This is a genomic window from Arthrobacter sp. SPT-J7 (genome assembly GCF_059089965.1).
Map to the genome: position 1 here is coordinate 86555 of NZ_JBNHFF010000006.1, position 17808 is coordinate 104362.

The window sequence follows — 17808 nt, forward strand, 5'->3', positions numbered from 1 at the left end:
GAAGCTGGCTGCCGCATGGCGGCCGGCTTCTTTGTGCGTGCGGCGCTTAGGCGCCGACGGACGGAAGGTTCACGGCAACCCGGGTTCCGGCACCCGGGGCGGATTCGATCTGCAGGGTGCCGCCAGCATCGTGCACGGTATCGCGCAGGATACGCAGGCCGAGGTGGCCGTCCCGCTGTGCATCGGCCGGACTGAAGCCGTCGCCGTCGTCGACAATTTCCAAAAGCACGAAGTCGCCCCCATCGGTCAGCGATACCTGGACCAGTCGGGCCCGGGCATGCTTGGCGGCGTTGGTGACTGCCTCCCGTGCGACGCGGTAGAGCAGGGCAGGTTGGACGATGGCCGCAGGGGCGGAGGCATCGATTTCCAGCTGCCAGTCCGACCCGTGTTTGCGAACCAGGTCGCCCAAACCATCCAGCGCGACCGGCAGCCGCTCGGCCGAGAGGTCGGGCGGATACAGGGCCACGGTGATCCGGCGCAGCGTGGCAATGCTGCCTTGGACAATGTTCTTCGCCAGCGCCTGGAAGTCGTGGTCTGGCTTTGTCCGCTGCTGTTCGCGCGATTCCAAGCTGTAGGACAAGGCGGCCAGATCCTGGATGACATCGTCATGCAGGGCGCGGGCCAGCCTCTGCCGTTCATGGTCAGAGGCTGTGATCGACTGTTGGAGCAACCGCCGGCGGTCCTCACCGTCTTTTTGCAGGCGGCGGGCCATTCGGATCCCCGGAGCCAGTTGGAGCAGTTGCAGCAGCGCCAGCGCTACCAGGACGACGGGCAGGACGCCCAGCATTTCGTCCTCCATGCGCTTGATCTCATCCGGCGGGTAGTACAACTCGAAGATGTAGTCGCTGCCGTTGCCGCCCTTTGCCTGAACATAGACTTCGACGAATTCACCGTGGTCCAGCTCAAAGATGTTGTCCTCCCGTCCCGGGGTTCCCAACACGGAGACAGGAGCCCCGCCCTGCAGCTGGGCCGCGAGGCTGGCTGGAAAGTCGAACTGCTGTCCGACCAGCGCATCAACATCCGAGTAGAGAATGGTCCCGTCCACATCCCAAATTTTTAACCGAAAGACGTGGCCGTCGCGGATCAGCGGGTCAACTTCGTTGTCCAGCTTGGCCACGGCGGCGGCATCACCGGCCAGCAGCGCATCCGTCACGACCGGTGCGAATTCATGCTCAACCATCATTTTGGTGCGCTCGGCGACGTGTGCCAGCGCTTGGTCCACGGCCAGGGAACGGGCGACGACCGCCACGGGAACCGCAACAATGATCAAGGCTGCCAGTCCGGACAGTGCGAAGCGCCGCAGGGCCGCCTGAATTTCCGAGCCTGTCCGCCCGTTCTCTTCCGTCCGCGCGTCGGGGAGAACCCTGCGCCGGATGCGGGTGGCCAGGTCAACGCTCATGGCCGGCGCCCAGCAGTTCCAGCCGTTGTGCCGTGGCGACGGCTTCCAGCTGCGAATGGGCGCCGAGCTTGGCCAGGATCGATTTCACATAGCCACGGCAGGTGTGCGTGGAGATGCCCAGCGTCCGTGAATTGGTGCGAACGTCGTACCCGGCGGCCATCAGGGCCAGCACCTGGCGCTCACGTTCGGTGAGAGCCGGGGAACCCGGTGTTCGGGCGGCCTGCGGGCGACGGTTCTGGCTGAGGATGGCGGGATAGACCACCATGCTGCCGATCGTGGCGTGCCGGATGCTCTCCAGCAGGGTGGATAGCGACCCGTCCTTGGGCAGGAATCCGCACAAGCCCGATCCAGCGGCACGGGCGAGGACATCGGGCGACGGGTTGCCGGTCAGCAGGATGATCCGCGTATCCGGGGCGGCCGCGAGGATCTGTTCGGCGGCCTCCAGCCCATCGCCGTCGGGCAGGTGGTAGTCCATGACCACCACGTCGGGCTTGGACCGCCGGCACAGGGCAACGGCTTCGCCGACCCCGGCGGCGTTGCCGACATTGATCAGGTCCGGTTCCCTGCCCAGCGCATCAGACAACAGCTCCGCGAAGGTAGTGTGATCGTCCACCACGGCAACGCGGAGTTCATGCTCAATCCCCAAAGAGCTCATTTTTCCCCAACTCAAGACACTAAGGACTTGACCCCACTATGAGTATGCATGGACCGTGAAAGGTTGTACATACTTTCACAGTCCATGCCTCTGACGGCCTCGTGGGGATCAGCTGGCCATGAGCGCCTTGGTCAGGAAGGTTTTAACGATGTCACCGGCTGCCACATAGTGCGATTCGACCGGAACGGAAGCCCTTCGGTGCGCCATCTGCGTGCGGGTGGCCCCTGGCGCCAGCCGTTCGTTGAGCACCAGCAGCGCAGCCAGCACCTCCGAAAGGCCGGACTCGGCCGTGGCGTGCAGCAGCCGGCCGTACACCTCCTGCAGGGCAGGACCCGGGGAACAGCCGAGTTCGTCATTGAACAGGCGCCGGCACCGATCGTAGGCCTGCAGCCCGTCGGCGTGGCGGTCGCATTGTTCCAGCCCGATGATGAGGGCGGCCCAGGCCGCTTCGTTGAGCGGAGCGGCGGCAATGCAGCGCTGGGCCCAGAGCACAGCCTCGTCGGGCCGACGCAAAGTCAACGCTGCCTCCGCGGCCAACAGTTGCGCGTGCAGCACCATCTCTGCGTGCGCGGCGCGGGCTTCCTCCGCCCACTCCGGAGTCAGCTCGTCGCCGAGCAACGGCCCGGAAGCAAGCGAGAGCGCATCGGTCAACAACGGATACGCGTCGGCCGGAGCGGCGAATTCGGCGGCCCGGAGCAACTGTTGGAACCGGTACACATCGACGTCGACCAACTCCCGGTCGATCATGTAGCCGCCATTGGCGGTGCGCAGCGGTCCGGACTTGGCGCAGCCAGGCTGCAGATTGCGGCGCAGAATGCTGACGTAGCTTTCCAAGGTAGCCAAGGCTTCGCCTGGTGCCCGACCGCCCCACAACATGTCCACCAGCCGGTCTTTGGACATCGCCGAGCCGACATTCAACAGCAGGATTTCCAATACTTGGCGCGGTTTTGGTCCGCCCAGCTTCTCGGCCGTCAGTACGGTATTCCCGCGCGAAATGCGTAAATTTCCAATCATTTGAACCGAAACGGGCATGGCCCGTCCACCCAATTGCTCCACGATTCCCCCTCGTAGGATGCACCCCCCAATGAGTGCACAACCATCGTGTGCTGGCAGCGTCTCGGCGGGACAGCCCCTAGTGGGGGAGTCCCTACCCCCAATTTGAGGGGGTGGCTGCCCAGCACCGGGTTTTCCCAAGGACTCGCCGCGATTCTTTAACCGTGGCACCTGAGGCTTGCGGTGCAGCGCAGGCCAAGCCTGCGCGGCAGCCGCAGATCGGCCGGGGCCCACGCGGCCGGGCCCTGGCCCTCGTCCCCCCAAAGCCAGGGCCCGGTCCAGCCAGGGGCAAGCGCTCAGGCCGGGTAGGGCCGGACGGGCCAGGGAATGTGCTCGCGCACATCGGTGAGGTTCATGCTGACCTCCAGGAACAGGTCGTCAAGCATGTACTCATCCACTCCCAGGATGGTCAGCGAATGCCCGCGTCCTTGCTGCGGCCCGTCCAGGGCGACGGCGAATGCGCAAACACCAGTCCTCCAGTCGATCCGCACTCGAGTACGGCCTTTCAGAAGCAGCGGATGGCCGGCGTCGTACGGTCGATACGTGAGGTTGGGCGAGACGATGGCCTCCAGCACCTGGCGGCCCCCGTGTTCGGTTTCGCTCAGTTCATGGATTTCAACCGGGTTGGCGAAGGGAGCTTCATACGCCACCGGAGCGCTGCCGGCCAGCTCAACCGGATCCAGCATTGCCGACCAGCGTCCGTTGCCGAAGATCGGTTCCCCGTAAGCGGCCTCGGGCCGGCGGCGGACCAGATCAATGCCATTGAACACTGGCGTGACCAGATGCGGCGGCAGCAGCCACGACTTGCGTGTGGCGCTGACGTAGAAACCGTCGCGCGAGTCGTTGATGCCCGTAGTGCTGTAGAGCAGCTGGCCGTCGCCCGACTCCACCCGGAGGGCGCCCGGGCGGCGGGTCCAAGCACGCAGCATGCCGGCAGACGGATCCCCCTCCGGCGCGTCTGGATTGACGGCGCGCAGTTCAAACCGCAGCGAGTTCCACTTCCACGGAGAGGACCGGCATAGGCACCTAAAGATTTCCGCATTGCCGGCCGCGTCGCCGGGTCTCAGCACGCTCCCGCCGTTCATATCCACAGTGTAGCCGCCGGGTCACGCCTCCGGCCCGGCGTGCAGTAGGTTGGGTCCATGGTCGAGGAATTGGTGCTGCTGTGGCACGACCATACGCTCGCATTCTGGATGCTGCTGGCCGCCGGAGGGTATCTGCTGGTCGTCGGGACTGGGTTGAGCTGGATCGATCTGCGCACGCACCGGTTGCCGAACCGCATCGTGTTTCCGGCCTATGCCGTCTCCGCGGTGCTGCTGCTCGCCGCCTCGCTTGCCGGCCACGACGGCGGTGTCTTCTGGCGCGTGCTGGCCGGAGGCGCGTTGCTCTGGGCCTTCTACTTCGCGGTCCGGTTCGCCTATCCGGCGGGCATGGGATTCGGCGACGTGAAGCTGGCCGGCGTGCTGGGAATGTATCTCGGGTATTTGGGCTTCGAACACCTGCTGTGGGGGACGTTTGCCGCGTTCCTGCTGGGCGGAGCGTACGGATTGCTGCTGGTGCTGCTGCGGCGCGGCACCCTGAGCAGCCACATCCCGTTCGGACCGTTCATGGTGGCGGGAACGTGGATGGCGCTGCTGATGCCGACCTAGCGACGTAGGCTTGGATGATGCCAACTCCCGATTTCATCCTGCGGCTGCGCGAGAAGATTGGCCACGACCTGCTGTGGCTGCCCGGGGTCACCGCCGTGGTGCTGGATGACCGGGGTCACCGCCGTGGTGCTGGATGACCGAGACCGGGTGCTGCTGGGCCGCCGCGCGGACAACGGCCGCTGGACGCTGATTACCGGAATTCTGGACCCCGGCGAGCAGCCTGCCGTGGGCGTCGTGCGCGAGGTTTTGGAAGAGACCGGCGTCGTGGCCGAAGTTGAACAGCTGGCCGAGGTCTACGCCGGTGGTCCGATGGAGTTCGTCAACGGTGACCAGGCCCAGTTCCTGACGCTGAACTTCCGGTGCCGCTACGTCAGCGGCAATGCCCGGGTGAACGACGACGAGTCGGCCGAGGTCGGCTGGTTTGGACTGGAAGAGCTTCCGGAGCTGACCGACTACCACCAGGCCAGACTGAGGGCAGCGCTGAGGGCCACGGGCGTCCCGGAGTTTGTCCGCTGAAACTACTGGACGTCCGAGTCGGGCGGCGGCAGGACCACTTGCCGGTCTTCGTCGACGGATTCAACGCCCTCAATACCGGCCAGGGAAGCGCGCTGTCCCTCCGGAAGTGAACCGGTGATCATGCCCAAGGTGGAGAGCACGTTCTCCACGTGCATGCCGCCGGCCGTCAACTGCTCGGCAATCCGACCGGTATCGGCGAGGTAGTCATGGCGCACCGTGACGGTGATCTGCATACCTCCCATGATATGTCTCCGGCGACCGGTCAGGGGAAGGGGTTGGCAAGGGGTTACTGAGGGGCAAGCACCAGCCCTGCGGCGACATCGACCGAAAGCAGGGGCAAGCGCTCGGCTTCCTGGACCAGGGTGGCCCACAGTTCCAGACCTCGCCGGCCGGTGGCCTGCGCCCACAAGGCTGCGACGCCGGCAGCATGCGGCGTCGCCATGCTGGTGCCGCTGATGGTGTTGTAGCGCTTCGGCATGGGCCAGGAGGAGTACACGTGGGCGCCGGGACCGGCGCAGTCCACCTGCCCGCCGCGCAACGGAAGGCTGCGGGCTGAGAAGAACGCGAGGTCGAGCGCCTGGTCCAGGGCCGCCACTGCCATGATGAACGGGCTATTGGCCGGGGAACCCACGAATCCGAATTCGCCTTTCCGCCGGTCCGCATTATTGCCCGCTGCGGCGACGAGCAGGGATCCTTGTTCCAGCGCCCGGCTTCCGGCGGCTGTGTAGGGCGGGTGAATCTGTGCCACATCGGCGCCCAGTGACAAGGAAATCACCGCGCAATTGTTTCCCACGGCCCAGTCGATCCCTGCCAAGATGCCGGCATCGGTGCCGGAACCGGCGTTGCTCAGCACCTTGCCGGCAAAGATTTCCGCTTCATGGGCCACACCGTAGCGGGGACCCGTACCGGGAACTTTCGGGCCGCAGGCGATCCCGATGCAGTGCGTGCCGTGTCCGTGCCCGTCCTGGGGCGGCTCGCCGGTGACGAAGGATGAGCTGGTAATGCCGCGGCCGGCAAAATCCGGATGCGAGCCATCGACGCCGGTATCCAGCACGGCCACCCGCACACCTTGTCCCGAATAGGGAGACGAGACTGCCCGGGTTGCTTGCAACCCCCAGGTGAAGTTGTTGTTGTCGGCGAAATCCGCGGGCGCGGCCCCTGCGTCTCGCCCGGTATGGAGGCCAGCTGCGAGGCGTCCGGCCAGGTCTGCCACGCCGTCGCGGTAGCCCGCCACATAGTCGTCGGCCGAACCCAGCACATCGTGGATGAGTTCGGGCGAGACCGAAAGGACCCGGTGTTTGTCCGCGGAGCTCACTTGGAGCGCACCGATTTGGTCCGGGGCGGCGTCGACGACGGCGATGCCCAGACTCGCAAAGAGGGTTGCCTCCGCGCCGGAGGCCGTGTCCGGATCCACCCCGCGGGTGCCGAAATCCCGGCTGTCCGCCACATGGGTCAGCCCCGCTGCCTCAGCCAGGATCCCGGCACAGTCATCGGAGCGGTCGGCGAAGACGACGATATAGCGTCCAGTGGTTTTCGGTTGTTCCGGCAGTGGGTAGTCGGCCGTCCTCAGGGACGGGGCCTGCGAATCGCCAATCATGGAGACCTCCTGCACAGTTCTCGGCATGTCCCCAGACGGCCCAGACAGCGGTCGTATCCGGCCTCCACCGGCTGTGCCCAGGGGGCACGTGTGCGCTCATCCTAGTACGGGCCGCCGCGCGCACAAGCTGTTTTCAATCGTTTCAGCCTCGTCAGGGCCCAATTAGCCGCATAAGCCGCTTCTCAGGCCCCACAGACGTCGGGCGGAACGGCTCCGAAGAAGCCCGGAGGGCGCCCCGGCACAAGCCGGAGCGCCCTCGGATACGCGTGCGGCGCGGGGTACTACTTCGCCTGCGGCGGGACGGTCATGGACAGCACATCCAAGGCGGAATCCAACTGCTCTTCGGTCAGTTCGCCGCGCTCCAGGAAACCAAGGGCCACGACGGACTCGCGCACGGTCAGGCCTTCCTTGACCGAGTGCTTGGCGATCTTGGCGGCGTTTTCGTAGCCGATGTACTTGTTCAGCGGGGTCACGATCGAGGGGGAGGCTTCGGCCAGGAACCGGGCACGCTCCACGTTGGCGGTCAGCCCGTCGATCATCTTGTCCGCCATGACGCGCGACGTGTTGGTCAGCAGGCGGATGGACTCCAGCAGGTTAGCGGCCATCACCGGAATGCCCACGTTCAGCTCGAAGGCGCCGTTGGTGGAGGACAAGGCGATCGTGGTGTCGTTGCCTACAACCTGGGCAGCAACCATGATGGCTGCCTCGCAGATGACCGGATTGACCTTGCCCGGCATGATCGAGGAGCCCGGCTGCAGATCCGGGATGGCGATCTCGCCCAGTCCGGTGTTGGGGCCCGAGCCCATCCAGCGCAGGTCATTGTTGATCTTCATGAACGCGTAGGCGATGTTCCGCAGTTGGCCGGAAGCCTCGATCAGGCCGTCGCGGTTGGCCTGTGCCTCGAAGTGGTTGCGGGCCTCGGTCAGCGGCAGCCCGGTGTCGGCCGCCAGCAGCTCGATCACGCGCTGCGGGAAGCCAGCCGGAGTGTTGATGCCGGTGCCGACGGCGGTGCCGCCCAGCGGGACCTCGGCCACGCGGGGCAGCGAGGCTTCAATGCGTTCGATGCCGTAGCGAACCTGGGCGGCGTAGCCGCCGAACTCCTGGCCCAGAGTGACCGGAGTGGCATCCATCAGGTGGGTGCGGCCGGACTTCACCACATCCTTGAACTCCTCGGCCTTGCGCTCCAGCGAAGCGGCCAGGTAGTCCAGCGCCGGGATCAGGTCGTTGATCAGCGCCGAGGTGGCGGCCACGTGCACCGATGTCGGGAAGACATCGTTGGAGGACTGCGAGGCGTTGACGTGGTCATTCGGGTGGACCGTCTTGTCGCTGCCGGCGTCCTTCAGGGCACGGGTGGCAAGCTCCGCCAGCACCTCGTTGGTGTTCATGTTCGAGGAGGTGCCGGAGCCGGTCTGGAAGACGTCGATCGGGAAGTCGCCGTCGTACTGGCCGGTGGCTACCTGGTCGGCGGCCGTGGCGATCGCCTTGGCCAGTTCGCCGTCCAGCACGCCCAGTTCGGCGTTGGCGGTGGCGGCAGCCTTCTTGATCCGGGCCAGGGCCTCGATGTGGGCGCGCTCCAGCGTCTTGCCGGAAATCGGGAAGTTCTCGACGGCGCGCTGGGTCTGCGCACGGTAGAGGGCGTTGACCGGAACCCGGACCTCACCCATGGTGTCGTGTTCGATGCGGTATTCAGCAGAATCAGCAGAAGTCATGGCTCCAAGCTTAGGCCCGCCGTGGCGCCGGTTCCGAATCGTGTTGCGGCGCAGCCGGTGGTGCGACGGCGGCCCGCTGCGCGTGCAACCGGCCGCCGTGGGGGGCTAGAGCGCGCCGTGTCCTGCGACCAACTCGGCGCGGCCATCCGCCAGCCGGTAGGCGACTCCGACGACGGCGGTGCGTCCGGCGTCGACGGCCTCCGAAATGGCGCGCGAACTGTCCAGCAGGCGTTCGGAGGATTGGCGCACGTTTTCGATCACCATGTCGTTGAGGTCGTCGTGTCCGGCGCGCCGGGCAGCCAGGACCGACGGAGAAATCCGCTCCACCAGGTCGCGCAGGCCGCCGCGCGGCATCACGCCGGTGTCAATCGTGTCCTTGGCGGCGGTCACCGCGCCGCAGCTGTCGTGGCCCAGAATGACGATCAGCGGGACGTTGAGCACGTCCACGCCGTATTCCAGCGAGCCGATCACCGCGTCGCCGAGAACGTGTCCGGCGGTGCGGACCACAAAGGCATCGCCCAGGCCCAGATCGAAAATGATCTCCGCCGCGAGGCGCGAGTCGGAGCAACCAAAGATGATGGCAAAAGGATTCTGTTCGTTGACCAGCGAACTGCGCCGGGCGGCGTCCTGGTTGGGGTGGACCGACGCGCCTGCAACAAAGCGTGCATTGCCGTCGAGAAGTTTTTGCCAGGCCTGGGCGGGAGTCAGTGAGGTGGGCACGAAGCAACCTTACTGCTTTCAGTGGCCCTCACCGTGCATTCGCGACGCTTCGGCGGAGGTAGGTTACTTGCGGTCCAGTTCTTTCACGACGGCGGTGGCCAGCACGTCGAATTCGTCCAGTTCCGCCGTGCCGCTGAGGATGACGGTGAAATCGCCGTGCTCCAGCACCAGGCTGCGCTCGCCCTTGCCGGCATCGCGCAGTTCCCAACTGGCGCCGGCCTTGCGGTCGCCGGTCACCGGTGCGTTGTCGGTTGCCTGGCTGATCCACGTGGGATTCGCCTTGTCCGTCTGGACCAGCCCGATGTACTGGTGGCCCGGGGTGAGGTAGCCGACTTCCCAAGCCGGTACCCGGGCCGTGCCTCCGGTGTTCCACCGGGCGTAGTTGGATGACCAGCCAGCCGGCAGGTTAACGGCAAGCGGCAGGTAACCCGCGCTGGATTCAGCCTGCAGGGCGACGCCGGGCACGTCAATATTACGTTTGTAGACTTCCGGCTTGCTGCCCGGGTTCAGGAACATCACCGGCAGGAGCACGGCAAGCGTGAGACCCACGGCCAGCAACATGCCGACTACCGGTGCTTTCGCCCGGTTGGCCTGCTTGGCCGTCAGGACAGGCTTGGCAGGCAATTCAGCCGATCCAGCCGATTCGGTCGATTCCTCGGGACGCACTTCACTCACGCTCCCATGATCTCAGATACCCGCCGCCCGCGCGCACACGGGCAGCCGCCCAACGGCCGGACGCTGGCCCCGCGCTGGATCCCCGGGTGCAGGCGACTATGATCGAAAGCAATGGAAGATGTCCGCAGCGCAGATTCATCCACCACGGCACCACAGCCGGTGTTGTCTGAAGAGCTACTCGAAGATGAGGTCGAAGTGTCCCACGAAGCCCAGGCTGATCCCTTTTCCAACTTTCCGCCGTCGATGCGCGTCGGTGACAATGAGCCGGACCGCAACCTGGCCCTGGAACTGGTGCGCGTCACCGAAGCCGCGGCGATTGCCGGCGGCCACTGGGTGGGCTACGGGGACAAGAATGCCGCCGACGGCGCGGCCGTGGACGCCATGCGGGCGTTCCTGTCCACCGTCAGCTTCAACGGAGTGGTGGTCATCGGCGAGGGCGAAAAGGACGAAGCACCGATGCTGTTCAACGGCGAAAAGGTCGGCGACGGCACCGGCGCAGAGTGCGACGTCGCCGTGGACCCGATCGACGGCACCCGGCTGACGGCGCTGGGCATCAACAACGCGCTCTCCGTATTGGCTGTCTCCGAGCGCGGCACCATGTTCGACCCTTCGGCCGTGTTTTACATGGAGAAGCTGGTCACCGGCCCCGAGGCCGCGGACCTGGTGGACCTGCGCCTGCCGATCAAGCAGAACCTGCACCTGATAGCGAAGGCCAAGAACAAGAAGATCAACCAGATCAACGTGATGATCCTGGACCGCGACCGGCACAAGCCGTACGTGGAGGAGATCCGCGCGGCAGGTGCGCGGACCAAGTTCATCATGGACGGCGACGTTGCCGGCGGCATCGCAGCCGCCCGTGAGGGCACCGACGTCGACGTCCTGATGGGCATCGGCGGCACGCCGGAGGGCATTGTCACGGCCTGCGCCATCAAGTCTCTGGGCGGCGTGATCCAGGGTCGGCTCTGGCCCACCAGCGACGAGGAAAAGCAGAAGGCCATCGACGCCGGCCACGATCTGGACCGGGTGCTGACCACCGATGACCTGGTCACCAGCGACAACTGCTTCTTCGTGGCCACCGGCATCACCGACGGCGACCTGCTGCGCGGCGTCCGGTACAAGAACCACAAGGTCCTGACGCAGTCGATTGTGATGCGTTCCAAGTCCGGCACCATCCGGTTTGTCGAGGGCGAGCACCAGGAATACAAGTGGGATCGATTCGAGCGGAAGCTCTAGTCAGCGGCCTCAGCGCAACGCGGACGGTCTAAACCCAACGAAAACCCCGCACCGGCCCAGGCTGGTGCGGGGTTTTTACGTGCTCTCCCTGCCGGCGTGCCTGCAGGGAAAGCCGGGTCAGCGGGGGAGCTTGCCTCGCAGCTTTTGAAGGGACGGCACGACGGCGTTGCGCGCCTTGTGCACCGCCGGCAGCACGGCGGTGCGCGCCTTGTTCACCGCAGGGCCGGCCGCCTCGCGGGCCCGCCGGGTGAGCAGATAGGCCCGGTACATGAGCTGGTTGACCGGCAGGTCCCAGCTGCCCGGGTAGCTGACCTCGTAGCCGCCGAATGAACGTTTGAAGCGCGAGAACCCGGCCCATTGATGGTCGGGCTCGTCTTCCGGGCTGACGCCCCACATGTCGAACCGGTCGATGCCGGCGGCCCGGGCATCCATCATCATGGTGACCACCAGCGGAATCCCGGCATTGAGCTTGCGGTGGGCGTCGTCGGCCGCGGCGTGCGCGTAGACCCGGGTCGATTCCGTGTCGTAGGAGAGCGCTGCCGCGATCGGCTTCCCGTCCAAGCGCGCGATGAAGATTTTGGCCGCACCGGCCGGCACCAGGTTCCGGGCAGCCTGCCGCAGGTAGTCATCGGACTGGGCCTTGAAGTCTGCGCGCTCGGAGACGTCGTGCAGGAATCCCAGCAGGATGCCGATGTCTTCGGGGTCCTTGGAGACGTCGAAGGTGACGCCCTTCTTGTGGATGTTGCGGTAGAGGTTCCGGCTGGTGCTGCGCATGCCGGCCAGCAACTCCTCTTCCGGCTGCTTGAGGTCCAGCATCCAGGTCAGCTTCGGCTGGACATCCACCGGGGCCTTGACCAGGCCCAGTGACTGCAATGCCGCCTGCGGCCGTTCCCCGAGGTCTGTGCCCACCGGTTCGATCCGCACGTAGTGGGCGTGCTGCTCGGCGGCCAGCGAACGCAGGGCGGCAAGGGCACGGACCAAGGCCGCGTGGTCTGCCGCCTCGGGGCCGTAGGGGACATACAGGAAGCGTCCCAGCGGCGTCTTTTCCAGCAGGGCCAGGAAGGTCCAGCCGTCTCCGCTGCGTTCGAAGACCTCTTTGCCCAGGCTTCGTTGGAAGCGGGCCCACGGCTCGGACTGCAGGATCGAAGCGGTCAAAGTGTTGCTCCCGTTCGTTGTTCGTCGAATTCATGTGTGCTGCCCGAAGTGGTGACCGCAAACAGCACGGCACCGGCTTCAGTTCCGCCCGCCGGATGGACGTTCACCGGCTGTTCGGCAGCGGGAATGAAGGCGGCCTCGCCGCGGCTGATCGTCAGGTCGGACCTCGGCGAGTCCAGCAGCACGCTCCCGGAGACCGCCAGCACAATCGTGGGACCATGCTGGGCCAGCGGAACGGGGCTGCCGCCGTCGGACAATTCAATGCGCTGGAGTTGGAATTCGGCAAATGGCGGGCAGTACAGCTCCTGACCCGCATCGGTGGTGGTCCGTTCCACGAATGGTGGGGTGATCGGACGGAAGTCGGTGATCTTCACCAGCTCCGGCACGTTGATGTACTTGGGTGTGAGGCCGCCGCGCAGCACGTTGTCCGAGGTCGCCATCACCTCCACGCCGAGGCCCTGCAGGTAGGCGTGGATGTTGCCGGCCGGCAGGCAGAGCGCCTGGCCGGGGGAGAGGTTGACCAGGTTGAGCAGCAGCGAGATCAAGGCACCGGGATCGCCCGGATAAAGTTCTGCCAGGCGGGCGGCAGCTGTGTATTCGCTGCCCAGGCTGCCGGCCGGAGCGGCCGCTAGGACGCGGGCCGTGTCGGTGGCCAGCCCGGTGGAACGGTCGCCGCCGTCGAGCAGGGCGACGAAGGCGCCGCGCAGGGCCGCTTCCTCGTCGGCCGTGTCCAGCAGATGCAGCACGTCGTCCAGGAGATCCAGACTGGCACCGGCCTCCGCCAGCTTCGGCCTCAGCCCGGCCAGCAGCCGGGCGGCGTCGCGCGGGGGACGGAAACCGCACAGCGCCTGGAAGTCGCTGAGCGCAAAGATCATCTCCGGCTTGTGGTTGTCATCCCGGTAGCTGCGCTGCGGGTCGTTGAAGGAAATGCCGGCGGCGTTCTCCGCGGCGAATCCGGACTTTGCCTGCTCCAGTGTGGGGTGGACCTGGAGCGAGAGGGCCGAATCGGCGGCCAGGACCTTGGTCAGGAACGGCAGGGTGGCACCAAACAGCCCCAGCACTGATTCGCCGAGAGTGGCGCCCGGATTCTCCTTGATGAACTCGTCCAGCGGCTGCTCGCGGTCGGCCAGCTGCACCGTGGAGGGAGAGTCGGGATGTGCACCGATCCAGAGCTCGGCTTCCGGCCCGCCGGACGGTTCCCGGCCGAACAGCTCGGCGATCGCCGTCGTCGAACCCCACGCGTAGGGGCGCAGTACATTGGTCAACCTGTACATCTAGAAGCCTCTTCCTCGTCCTTGTGTAACAAATGATCCTGCCAGAACAACCTGGTGCGGCCCGCCTGCCCGCCCGGCCAACCCGTCCAGCAGCACCCGGCCTCGCCGGAATAACGAATCAGGGCAGCGAGCACTTGCCGTTGTCGGCCAGCAGGGAACCGAGCGTATCGGTGTCGCCGATCTCCGCCAGCTGCTGGAGGTATTCCTCGGTGATCTGAGGAGTCGCCGCGGCCGGCGTCTCCGCCGGTTTCGTTGTGGACTTCTTCGGCTTCTTGGCTCCGCTTCCGGAGCCTCCGCCGTCGTTCTTGGAGGCGTTCTTTTCAGTCTCCTGTTCCTGACTGAACATCTTCTGAACCCGCGCGTGGATCACGGAGAAGTCCGGGTACGTGACGAAGTTGTCCGCCGCCGTGCCGAAGTCCGGCGGCCCGATGGTCAGCCGATCCGTCTTCTGATCCTTGGCTTTCAGCGCCAGCGAGACGAAGCTGCCCAGCTGGGAACTGGGGATGTCTGTTTCCACCACCTGCTCGCCCGCTTCGGCCAACTGCTGGAAACGAGTCAGCACGGTGCCCGGGTCCAGCTGGTTGACCATGGCGGACATGACGCACTGCTGGCGCTGGACGCGGTCGTAGTCGGTGGCGAATTCGCGGGAGCGGGCGTACCAGAGTGCGTGGTAGCCGTCGAGTTTTTGGACGCCCGGGGCAATCCAGCCCTTGGGCGGGTAATGCTGGTTGGTTCCCGGAATGGTCCTGTTGGAGATGGGCACCCAGCCGCCGGCGTCCACGGTGATGCCGCCCATCGCGTCCACCAGGGACTCGAAGCCGCCCATGTCCACCAGGGCGTACGCCTGGATCTCGATGCCCAAAATGCCGCTGACGGCGTCCTTCATGGCTTCCGCTCCCGGATTCTTGGCGTCCGGGTAGCGGTCGGCATGATTTTGCTCCACGTCCACGTACAGGGCGTTGATGATGCACTCGTCGCCGCAGTTGAAGCCTTCCGGATAGACCTCGTGCATGGGAGAGTCGGCCGGGAACGGAGCGTTTTGGAAGTTGCGCGGAATGCCGAACATCACGGTGTGGCCGGTCTCCGCGTTCACGCTGACCACCTGGATGCTGTCCGGGCGCAGCCCGACCCGTCCCGCGCCGGCGTCGCCGCCCATCAGCAAGAAGTTGTAGCGGCCGTCGACCGGGTCGAACGCTGGCCGTGTTTCGAAGATGTTGCCGAAGGCATTGCGGCTCACGTTGAGCAGATAGGCGGCGTAGCCGAGGCTGCCGCTGGTGACCACCATCAGTGCGGCCAGTGCCACGGCCACCGCGGGCTTGGCTCCCGGGGCCAGCAGGTTGGGCCTGATGATCCGCAACGTATTCAGGAACAAAAAGGCCCAGAACAGTGCCAGTGCTGCCAGCACCACGACCAGTACCAGCGAGCTCCAGCGGCCGGTGGCCAGGTTCACCAGCAGCGGCCAGTCAACCAACGCCACGATGCCTGCCGCCAGGATAGCTGCCCACACCAGGAGCGTGACCGCCAGTGCGCGGCGGCCCAGCGCACGGTCCCCGGCCACCAATTGCGCACTGCCGGGGATGACCAAGGTCAGCAGCAGCAGGACGAAGGCACGCTTGGTCCGCACGGGCGCCGAGGCGTGCTGCGGATAGCGGACTGGGTCCGTTATTCCGCGCGCCGACGCGCCGGACGGCCGGGTGGTCGGCTGGGGACTCACTGGCTAGGCCTCGCCGGAGCCGGTGACGCGTTCGCGCAGGGCGGCTCCCTTGTCATAGGCGGCCTGCCGCAGGCCGGTGGCGAACTCCAGCAGGGCAGGCTGCAGCTGCTCGGCCAGCGTATCGCCGCCGGCTGCCAGCATGCGCACGGCCAGCAGCCCCGCATTGCGGGCTCCGCCGACGGACACGGTTGCCACCGGAACGCCGGCCGGCATCTGGACGATGGAAAGCAGGGAATCCATGCCGTCCAAGTACTTCAACGGCACCGGCACGCCGATCACGGGAAGCGGAGTCACCGAGGCGAGCATGCCGGGCAGATGCGCGGCACCGCCGGCGCCGGCGATGATGATGCGCAGTCCCCGGGTATGGGCTTCCTTGCCGTAGCTGATCATGTCTTCCGGCATCCGGTGCGCGGAGACGACGTCCGCCTCATACGGGATGCCGAATTCTTCCAGCGCCTGCGCGGCGGCCTCCATCACGGGCCAATCGGAATCGGAACCCATCACGACGCCGACTATCGGCTTTTGGCTCATGGCTTGCCTTCCTGGGGGTCCACACCGTCACGGATGATCGAGGCGACACGATCCGCGCGCCGGCGCAAGTCCTCCACCTGGGACGCGTCCCGGCCCACCACGTTAACATGGCCGATCTTGCGGCCCGGACGGACCGACTTGCCGTAACCATGGACCTTGACCGCGGGCTCGGCCGCCAGCGCGCGCGGGTAAGCCGAGAACAAATCCGTATTGGCGCCGCCCAGATAGTTCTTCATCACGACGACGCCGCCGAGCACCGAGGTATCACCCAGCGGGAGGTCCAAGACCGCGCGCAGATGCTGTTCGAACTGGCTGGTGGCAGAGCCGTCCTGGGTCCAATGGCCGGTGTTGTGGGGGCGCATGGCCAGTTCGTTGATCACGAAGCCGGCGCCGCGGCCAGGCGTGGCGAATAATTCGGCTGCCATGACGCCGGTCACGCCGAGCTCGTCGGCGAGCTGCAGGGCGGCCTGCTGGGCGGCTGCGGCGACTTCTGCGGGCAGGTCCTGGGCGGGGGCGATCACTTCGTCGCAGACCCCGTCCACTTGGATGGTGTGGGCCACCGGCCAGGCCCGGGCTTCGCCGGACGGCGTCCGGGCCACCAGCGCCGACAGCTCCCGGCTGAAGTCGACTTTCTCTTCGACCAGCAGCGCGCCGCCGGTGAACCAGTCGGCGGCGTCGGCGGCCGCGGAGGCGTCCTGGATGATCCGCACGCCCTTGCCGTCGTAGCCTCCCCGCGGCGTCTTGAGGACCACCGGCCAGCCGGTCTGCTCGCCGAAGGCCACGAGCTCGTCGACGGTGGAGACGGAGGCCCAGGTTGGGTTCGGCAGCCCCAGCTTGTCCACCACCTCGCGCATGACCAGCTTGTCCTGCGCGTGGATCAGGGCGTCCGGATGCGGCTGCACGTTCACGCCGTCGGCAATCAGGGCCTGAAGGTGTTGAGTGGGAACGTGCTCGTGGTCGAACGTCAGCACGTCCAGGCCCTGGGCGAAGTCGCGCAGCGTCTGCAGGTCGCGGTAGTCACCGACCGGTGCCTTGGCGACGGCGGAAACCGCCGAGACATCGTCGGCTTCGGCCAGAACACGCAGTTCAAAGCCGAGTTCCACTGCACAGGGGGCCATCATCCGGGCGAGTTGGCCGCCGCCTACTACACCGATTACTGGAAAACTCACCTTGTCAGGTTACCGAACCGACTCTGGCAGACCTGCATTGCCCACCCCCGCGCCGGGATGTCCTAGGTAACGTCCAGTCTGGGGCAATACAATGATGCGTTGGCCGGCACCATTCCGGCGTCAGAACGAAAGGGCTTTTCCTTCGATCATGAATCGAACTATTTCCGAGCGCATCAGCGGCCTCGTCTCCCTTTTTTGGCGGGAAGTAGCGAAGTTCGGCACGGTCGGCGGGATCGCCTTCATCGTGGACAACGGCGTGTATTGGTGGCTGATCAACGGGCCGATGGACGACAGCGTGGTGAAGGCGCGGTTTGTTTCCGCCTCCGTGGCGACCCTGTTCTCCTGGGTGGCCAACCGCTATTGGACGTTCCGCCACCGCCGCCAAGCGAACGTGCTGCGCGAACTCGTGCTCTTCGTCGTGATCAACGTCATCGGCATGATTATTTCGGCTGGCTGCGTCTGGATTGTCCGGTACCCGCTGGAAATCACCGAACCCACCATGCTGCTGTTCGCCGGCATCTTCGGTACGGTCCTGGCTACTGTGATGCGGTTTTTTGCCTACCGCTTCCTGGTGTTCAACGCGGAACTGGACGCCGAGCCGGAGTTCGCCGACGACCACGAAATCTTCGAAAGCCACCACGGCCAGCATGTGGCGACCACGCGGGCGTCGGACACGCCCGAAATGGACGGGCCGCAGGCGTCCGGCCCCACGAGGAGCTAGGCGGCGCGAGGAGCTGCCACGTCCCGTAGCCAGGCGGC

At 66.0% G+C, this 17808-nt stretch carries 18 protein-coding genes; 4 read left to right on the forward strand and 14 right to left on the reverse strand.

What is annotated here, in order from left to right; genetic code table 11:
- Window positions 1–46: 46 nt before the first annotated feature.
- From AC5RWX_RS11770 to AC5RWX_RS11785, 4 genes are all read right to left on the reverse strand, one after another.
- Window positions 47–1399 carry a sensor histidine kinase gene (locus AC5RWX_RS11770; RefSeq protein WP_494063099.1) on the reverse strand — a complete coding sequence of 451 codons (1353 nt, stop codon included), beginning with the start codon at window positions 1397–1399 and terminating at the stop codon, window positions 47–49.
- On the reverse strand, window positions 1389–2045 hold the full coding sequence (locus tag AC5RWX_RS11775; protein ID WP_494097464.1) for a response regulator: 657 nt from the start codon (window positions 2043–2045) through the stop codon (window positions 1389–1391). Before AC5RWX_RS11775 ends, AC5RWX_RS11770 begins: the two co-directional genes overlap by 11 nt.
- Before the next feature lie 117 nt (window positions 2046–2162).
- Entirely contained in the window at window positions 2163–3086 is a 924-nt protein-coding gene (locus AC5RWX_RS11780; RefSeq protein ID WP_494014806.1) for an AfsR/SARP family transcriptional regulator, read from the reverse strand.
- 317 nt (window positions 3087–3403) lie between these two features.
- A complete protein-coding gene (locus AC5RWX_RS11785) occupies window positions 3404–4192 on the reverse strand; it encodes a hypothetical protein (protein WP_494063097.1) in 789 nt (262 codons plus the stop codon).
- Window positions 4193–4249: 57 nt separating this feature from the next.
- Here AC5RWX_RS11785 and AC5RWX_RS11790 point away from each other — a divergent pair, with 57 nt between their 5' ends.
- Both AC5RWX_RS11790 and AC5RWX_RS11795 read left to right on the forward strand, forming a co-directional pair.
- The gene (locus tag AC5RWX_RS11790) at window positions 4250–4756 is read left to right on the forward strand and encodes a prepilin peptidase (protein ID WP_493940256.1); all 507 of its coding nucleotides are present in this window, start codon (window positions 4250–4252) and stop codon (window positions 4754–4756) included.
- Window positions 4757–4861: 105 nt separating this feature from the next.
- The gene (locus AC5RWX_RS11795) at window positions 4862–5272 is read left to right on the forward strand and encodes an NUDIX hydrolase (RefSeq protein WP_494063096.1); all 411 of its coding nucleotides are present in this window, start codon (window positions 4862–4864) and stop codon (window positions 5270–5272) included.
- A 2-nt stretch (window positions 5273–5274) separates the two neighbouring features.
- Here the strand turns inward: AC5RWX_RS11795 and AC5RWX_RS11800 are convergent, their stop codons facing one another.
- From AC5RWX_RS11800 to AC5RWX_RS11820, 5 genes are all read right to left on the reverse strand, one after another.
- Window positions 5275–5505, reverse strand: a complete 231-nt coding sequence (locus AC5RWX_RS11800) for a hypothetical protein (protein ID WP_493940258.1) — start codon at window positions 5503–5505, stop codon at window positions 5275–5277.
- A 53-nt stretch (window positions 5506–5558) separates the two neighbouring features.
- Window positions 5559–6869, reverse strand: a complete 1311-nt coding sequence (locus AC5RWX_RS11805) for a S8 family serine peptidase (protein WP_494097465.1) — start codon at window positions 6867–6869, stop codon at window positions 5559–5561.
- Window positions 6870–7150: 281 nt separating this feature from the next.
- Window positions 7151–8578, reverse strand: a complete 1428-nt coding sequence (locus AC5RWX_RS11810) for a class II fumarate hydratase (protein WP_494097466.1) — start codon at window positions 8576–8578, stop codon at window positions 7151–7153.
- A gap of 105 nt (window positions 8579–8683) precedes the next feature.
- The gene (locus tag AC5RWX_RS11815; RefSeq protein ID WP_493940261.1) at window positions 8684–9298 is read right to left on the reverse strand and encodes a carbonic anhydrase; all 615 of its coding nucleotides are present in this window, start codon (window positions 9296–9298) and stop codon (window positions 8684–8686) included.
- A 63-nt stretch (window positions 9299–9361) separates the two neighbouring features.
- Window positions 9362–9973 carry a DUF4245 domain-containing protein gene (locus tag AC5RWX_RS11820; RefSeq protein WP_494097467.1) on the reverse strand — a complete coding sequence of 204 codons (612 nt, stop codon included), beginning with the start codon at window positions 9971–9973 and terminating at the stop codon, window positions 9362–9364.
- Between the two features lie 243 nt (window positions 9974–10216).
- On the opposite strand from AC5RWX_RS11820, the gene glpX reads away from it, so the two are divergent.
- Window positions 10217–11206: a class II fructose-bisphosphatase gene (glpX, locus tag AC5RWX_RS11825; protein ID WP_127512143.1), complete on the forward strand. Its 990-nt coding sequence runs from the start codon at window positions 10217–10219 to the stop codon at window positions 11204–11206.
- Window positions 11207–11323: 117 nt separating this feature from the next.
- Here glpX and AC5RWX_RS11830 read toward each other — a convergent pair whose 3' ends face one another.
- The 5 genes from AC5RWX_RS11830 to AC5RWX_RS11850 all read right to left on the reverse strand — a co-directional run bounded on the left by AC5RWX_RS11830 (window position 11324) and on the right by AC5RWX_RS11850 (window position 17049).
- Window positions 11324–12361 (reverse strand): lipid II:glycine glycyltransferase FemX, encoded by a 1038-nt coding sequence (locus AC5RWX_RS11830; RefSeq protein ID WP_494097468.1) that lies wholly within the window; start codon window positions 12359–12361, stop codon window positions 11324–11326.
- Window positions 12358–13635: a mannose-6-phosphate isomerase, class I gene (manA, locus tag AC5RWX_RS11835; RefSeq protein ID WP_494097469.1), complete on the reverse strand. Its 1278-nt coding sequence runs from the start codon at window positions 13633–13635 to the stop codon at window positions 12358–12360. The genes AC5RWX_RS11830 and manA overlap by 4 nt, the downstream gene beginning before the upstream one ends.
- A gap of 118 nt (window positions 13636–13753) precedes the next feature.
- Window positions 13754–15349 (reverse strand): LCP family protein, encoded by a 1596-nt coding sequence (locus tag AC5RWX_RS11840; RefSeq protein WP_493944382.1) that lies wholly within the window; start codon window positions 15347–15349, stop codon window positions 13754–13756.
- Window positions 15350–15352: 3 nt separating this feature from the next.
- A complete protein-coding gene (gene purE / locus AC5RWX_RS11845) occupies window positions 15353–15880 on the reverse strand; it encodes a 5-(carboxyamino)imidazole ribonucleotide mutase (protein ID WP_494063092.1) in 528 nt (175 codons plus the stop codon).
- Window positions 15877–17049 carry a 5-(carboxyamino)imidazole ribonucleotide synthase gene (locus AC5RWX_RS11850; RefSeq protein WP_494078195.1) on the reverse strand — a complete coding sequence of 391 codons (1173 nt, stop codon included), beginning with the start codon at window positions 17047–17049 and terminating at the stop codon, window positions 15877–15879. Before AC5RWX_RS11850 ends, purE begins: the two co-directional genes overlap by 4 nt.
- A gap of 148 nt (window positions 17050–17197) precedes the next feature.
- Between AC5RWX_RS11850 and AC5RWX_RS11855 the strand changes: the two genes are divergently transcribed.
- A complete protein-coding gene (locus AC5RWX_RS11855) occupies window positions 17198–17770 on the forward strand; it encodes a GtrA family protein (protein WP_493940268.1) in 573 nt (190 codons plus the stop codon).
- Window positions 17771–17808: the final 38 nt, after the last annotated feature.

Bases quoted from the DNA above. Each gene is read 5' to 3' on its own strand.
- AC5RWX_RS11770 (WP_494063099.1), bottom strand. From the start codon at position 1,399: ATGAGCGTTGACCTGGCCACCCGCATCCGGCGCAGGGTTCTCCCCGAC.
- AC5RWX_RS11780 (WP_494014806.1), bottom strand. From the start codon at position 3,086: ATGCCCGTTTCGGTTCAAATGATTGGAAATTTACGCATTTCGCGCGGG.
- AC5RWX_RS11785 (WP_494063097.1), bottom strand. From the start codon at position 4,192: ATGAACGGCGGGAGCGTGCTGAGACCCGGCGACGCGGCCGGCAATGCG.
- AC5RWX_RS11790 (WP_493940256.1), top strand. From the start codon at position 4,250: ATGGTCGAGGAATTGGTGCTGCTGTGGCACGACCATACGCTCGCATTC.
- AC5RWX_RS11795 (WP_494063096.1), top strand. From the start codon at position 4,862: ATGACCGGGGTCACCGCCGTGGTGCTGGATGACCGAGACCGGGTGCTG.
- AC5RWX_RS11800 (WP_493940258.1), bottom strand. From the start codon at position 5,505: ATGCAGATCACCGTCACGGTGCGCCATGACTACCTCGCCGATACCGGT.
- AC5RWX_RS11805 (WP_494097465.1), bottom strand. From the start codon at position 6,869: ATGATTGGCGATTCGCAGGCCCCGTCCCTGAGGACGGCCGACTACCCA.
- AC5RWX_RS11810 (WP_494097466.1), bottom strand. From the start codon at position 8,578: ATGACTTCTGCTGATTCTGCTGAATACCGCATCGAACACGACACCATG.
- glpX (WP_127512143.1), top strand. From the start codon at position 10,217: ATGCGCGTCGGTGACAATGAGCCGGACCGCAACCTGGCCCTGGAACTG.
- manA (WP_494097469.1), bottom strand. From the start codon at position 13,635: ATGTACAGGTTGACCAATGTACTGCGCCCCTACGCGTGGGGTTCGACG.
- purE (WP_494063092.1), bottom strand. From the start codon at position 15,880: ATGAGCCAAAAGCCGATAGTCGGCGTCGTGATGGGTTCCGATTCCGAT.
- AC5RWX_RS11855 (WP_493940268.1), top strand. From the start codon at position 17,198: ATGAATCGAACTATTTCCGAGCGCATCAGCGGCCTCGTCTCCCTTTTT.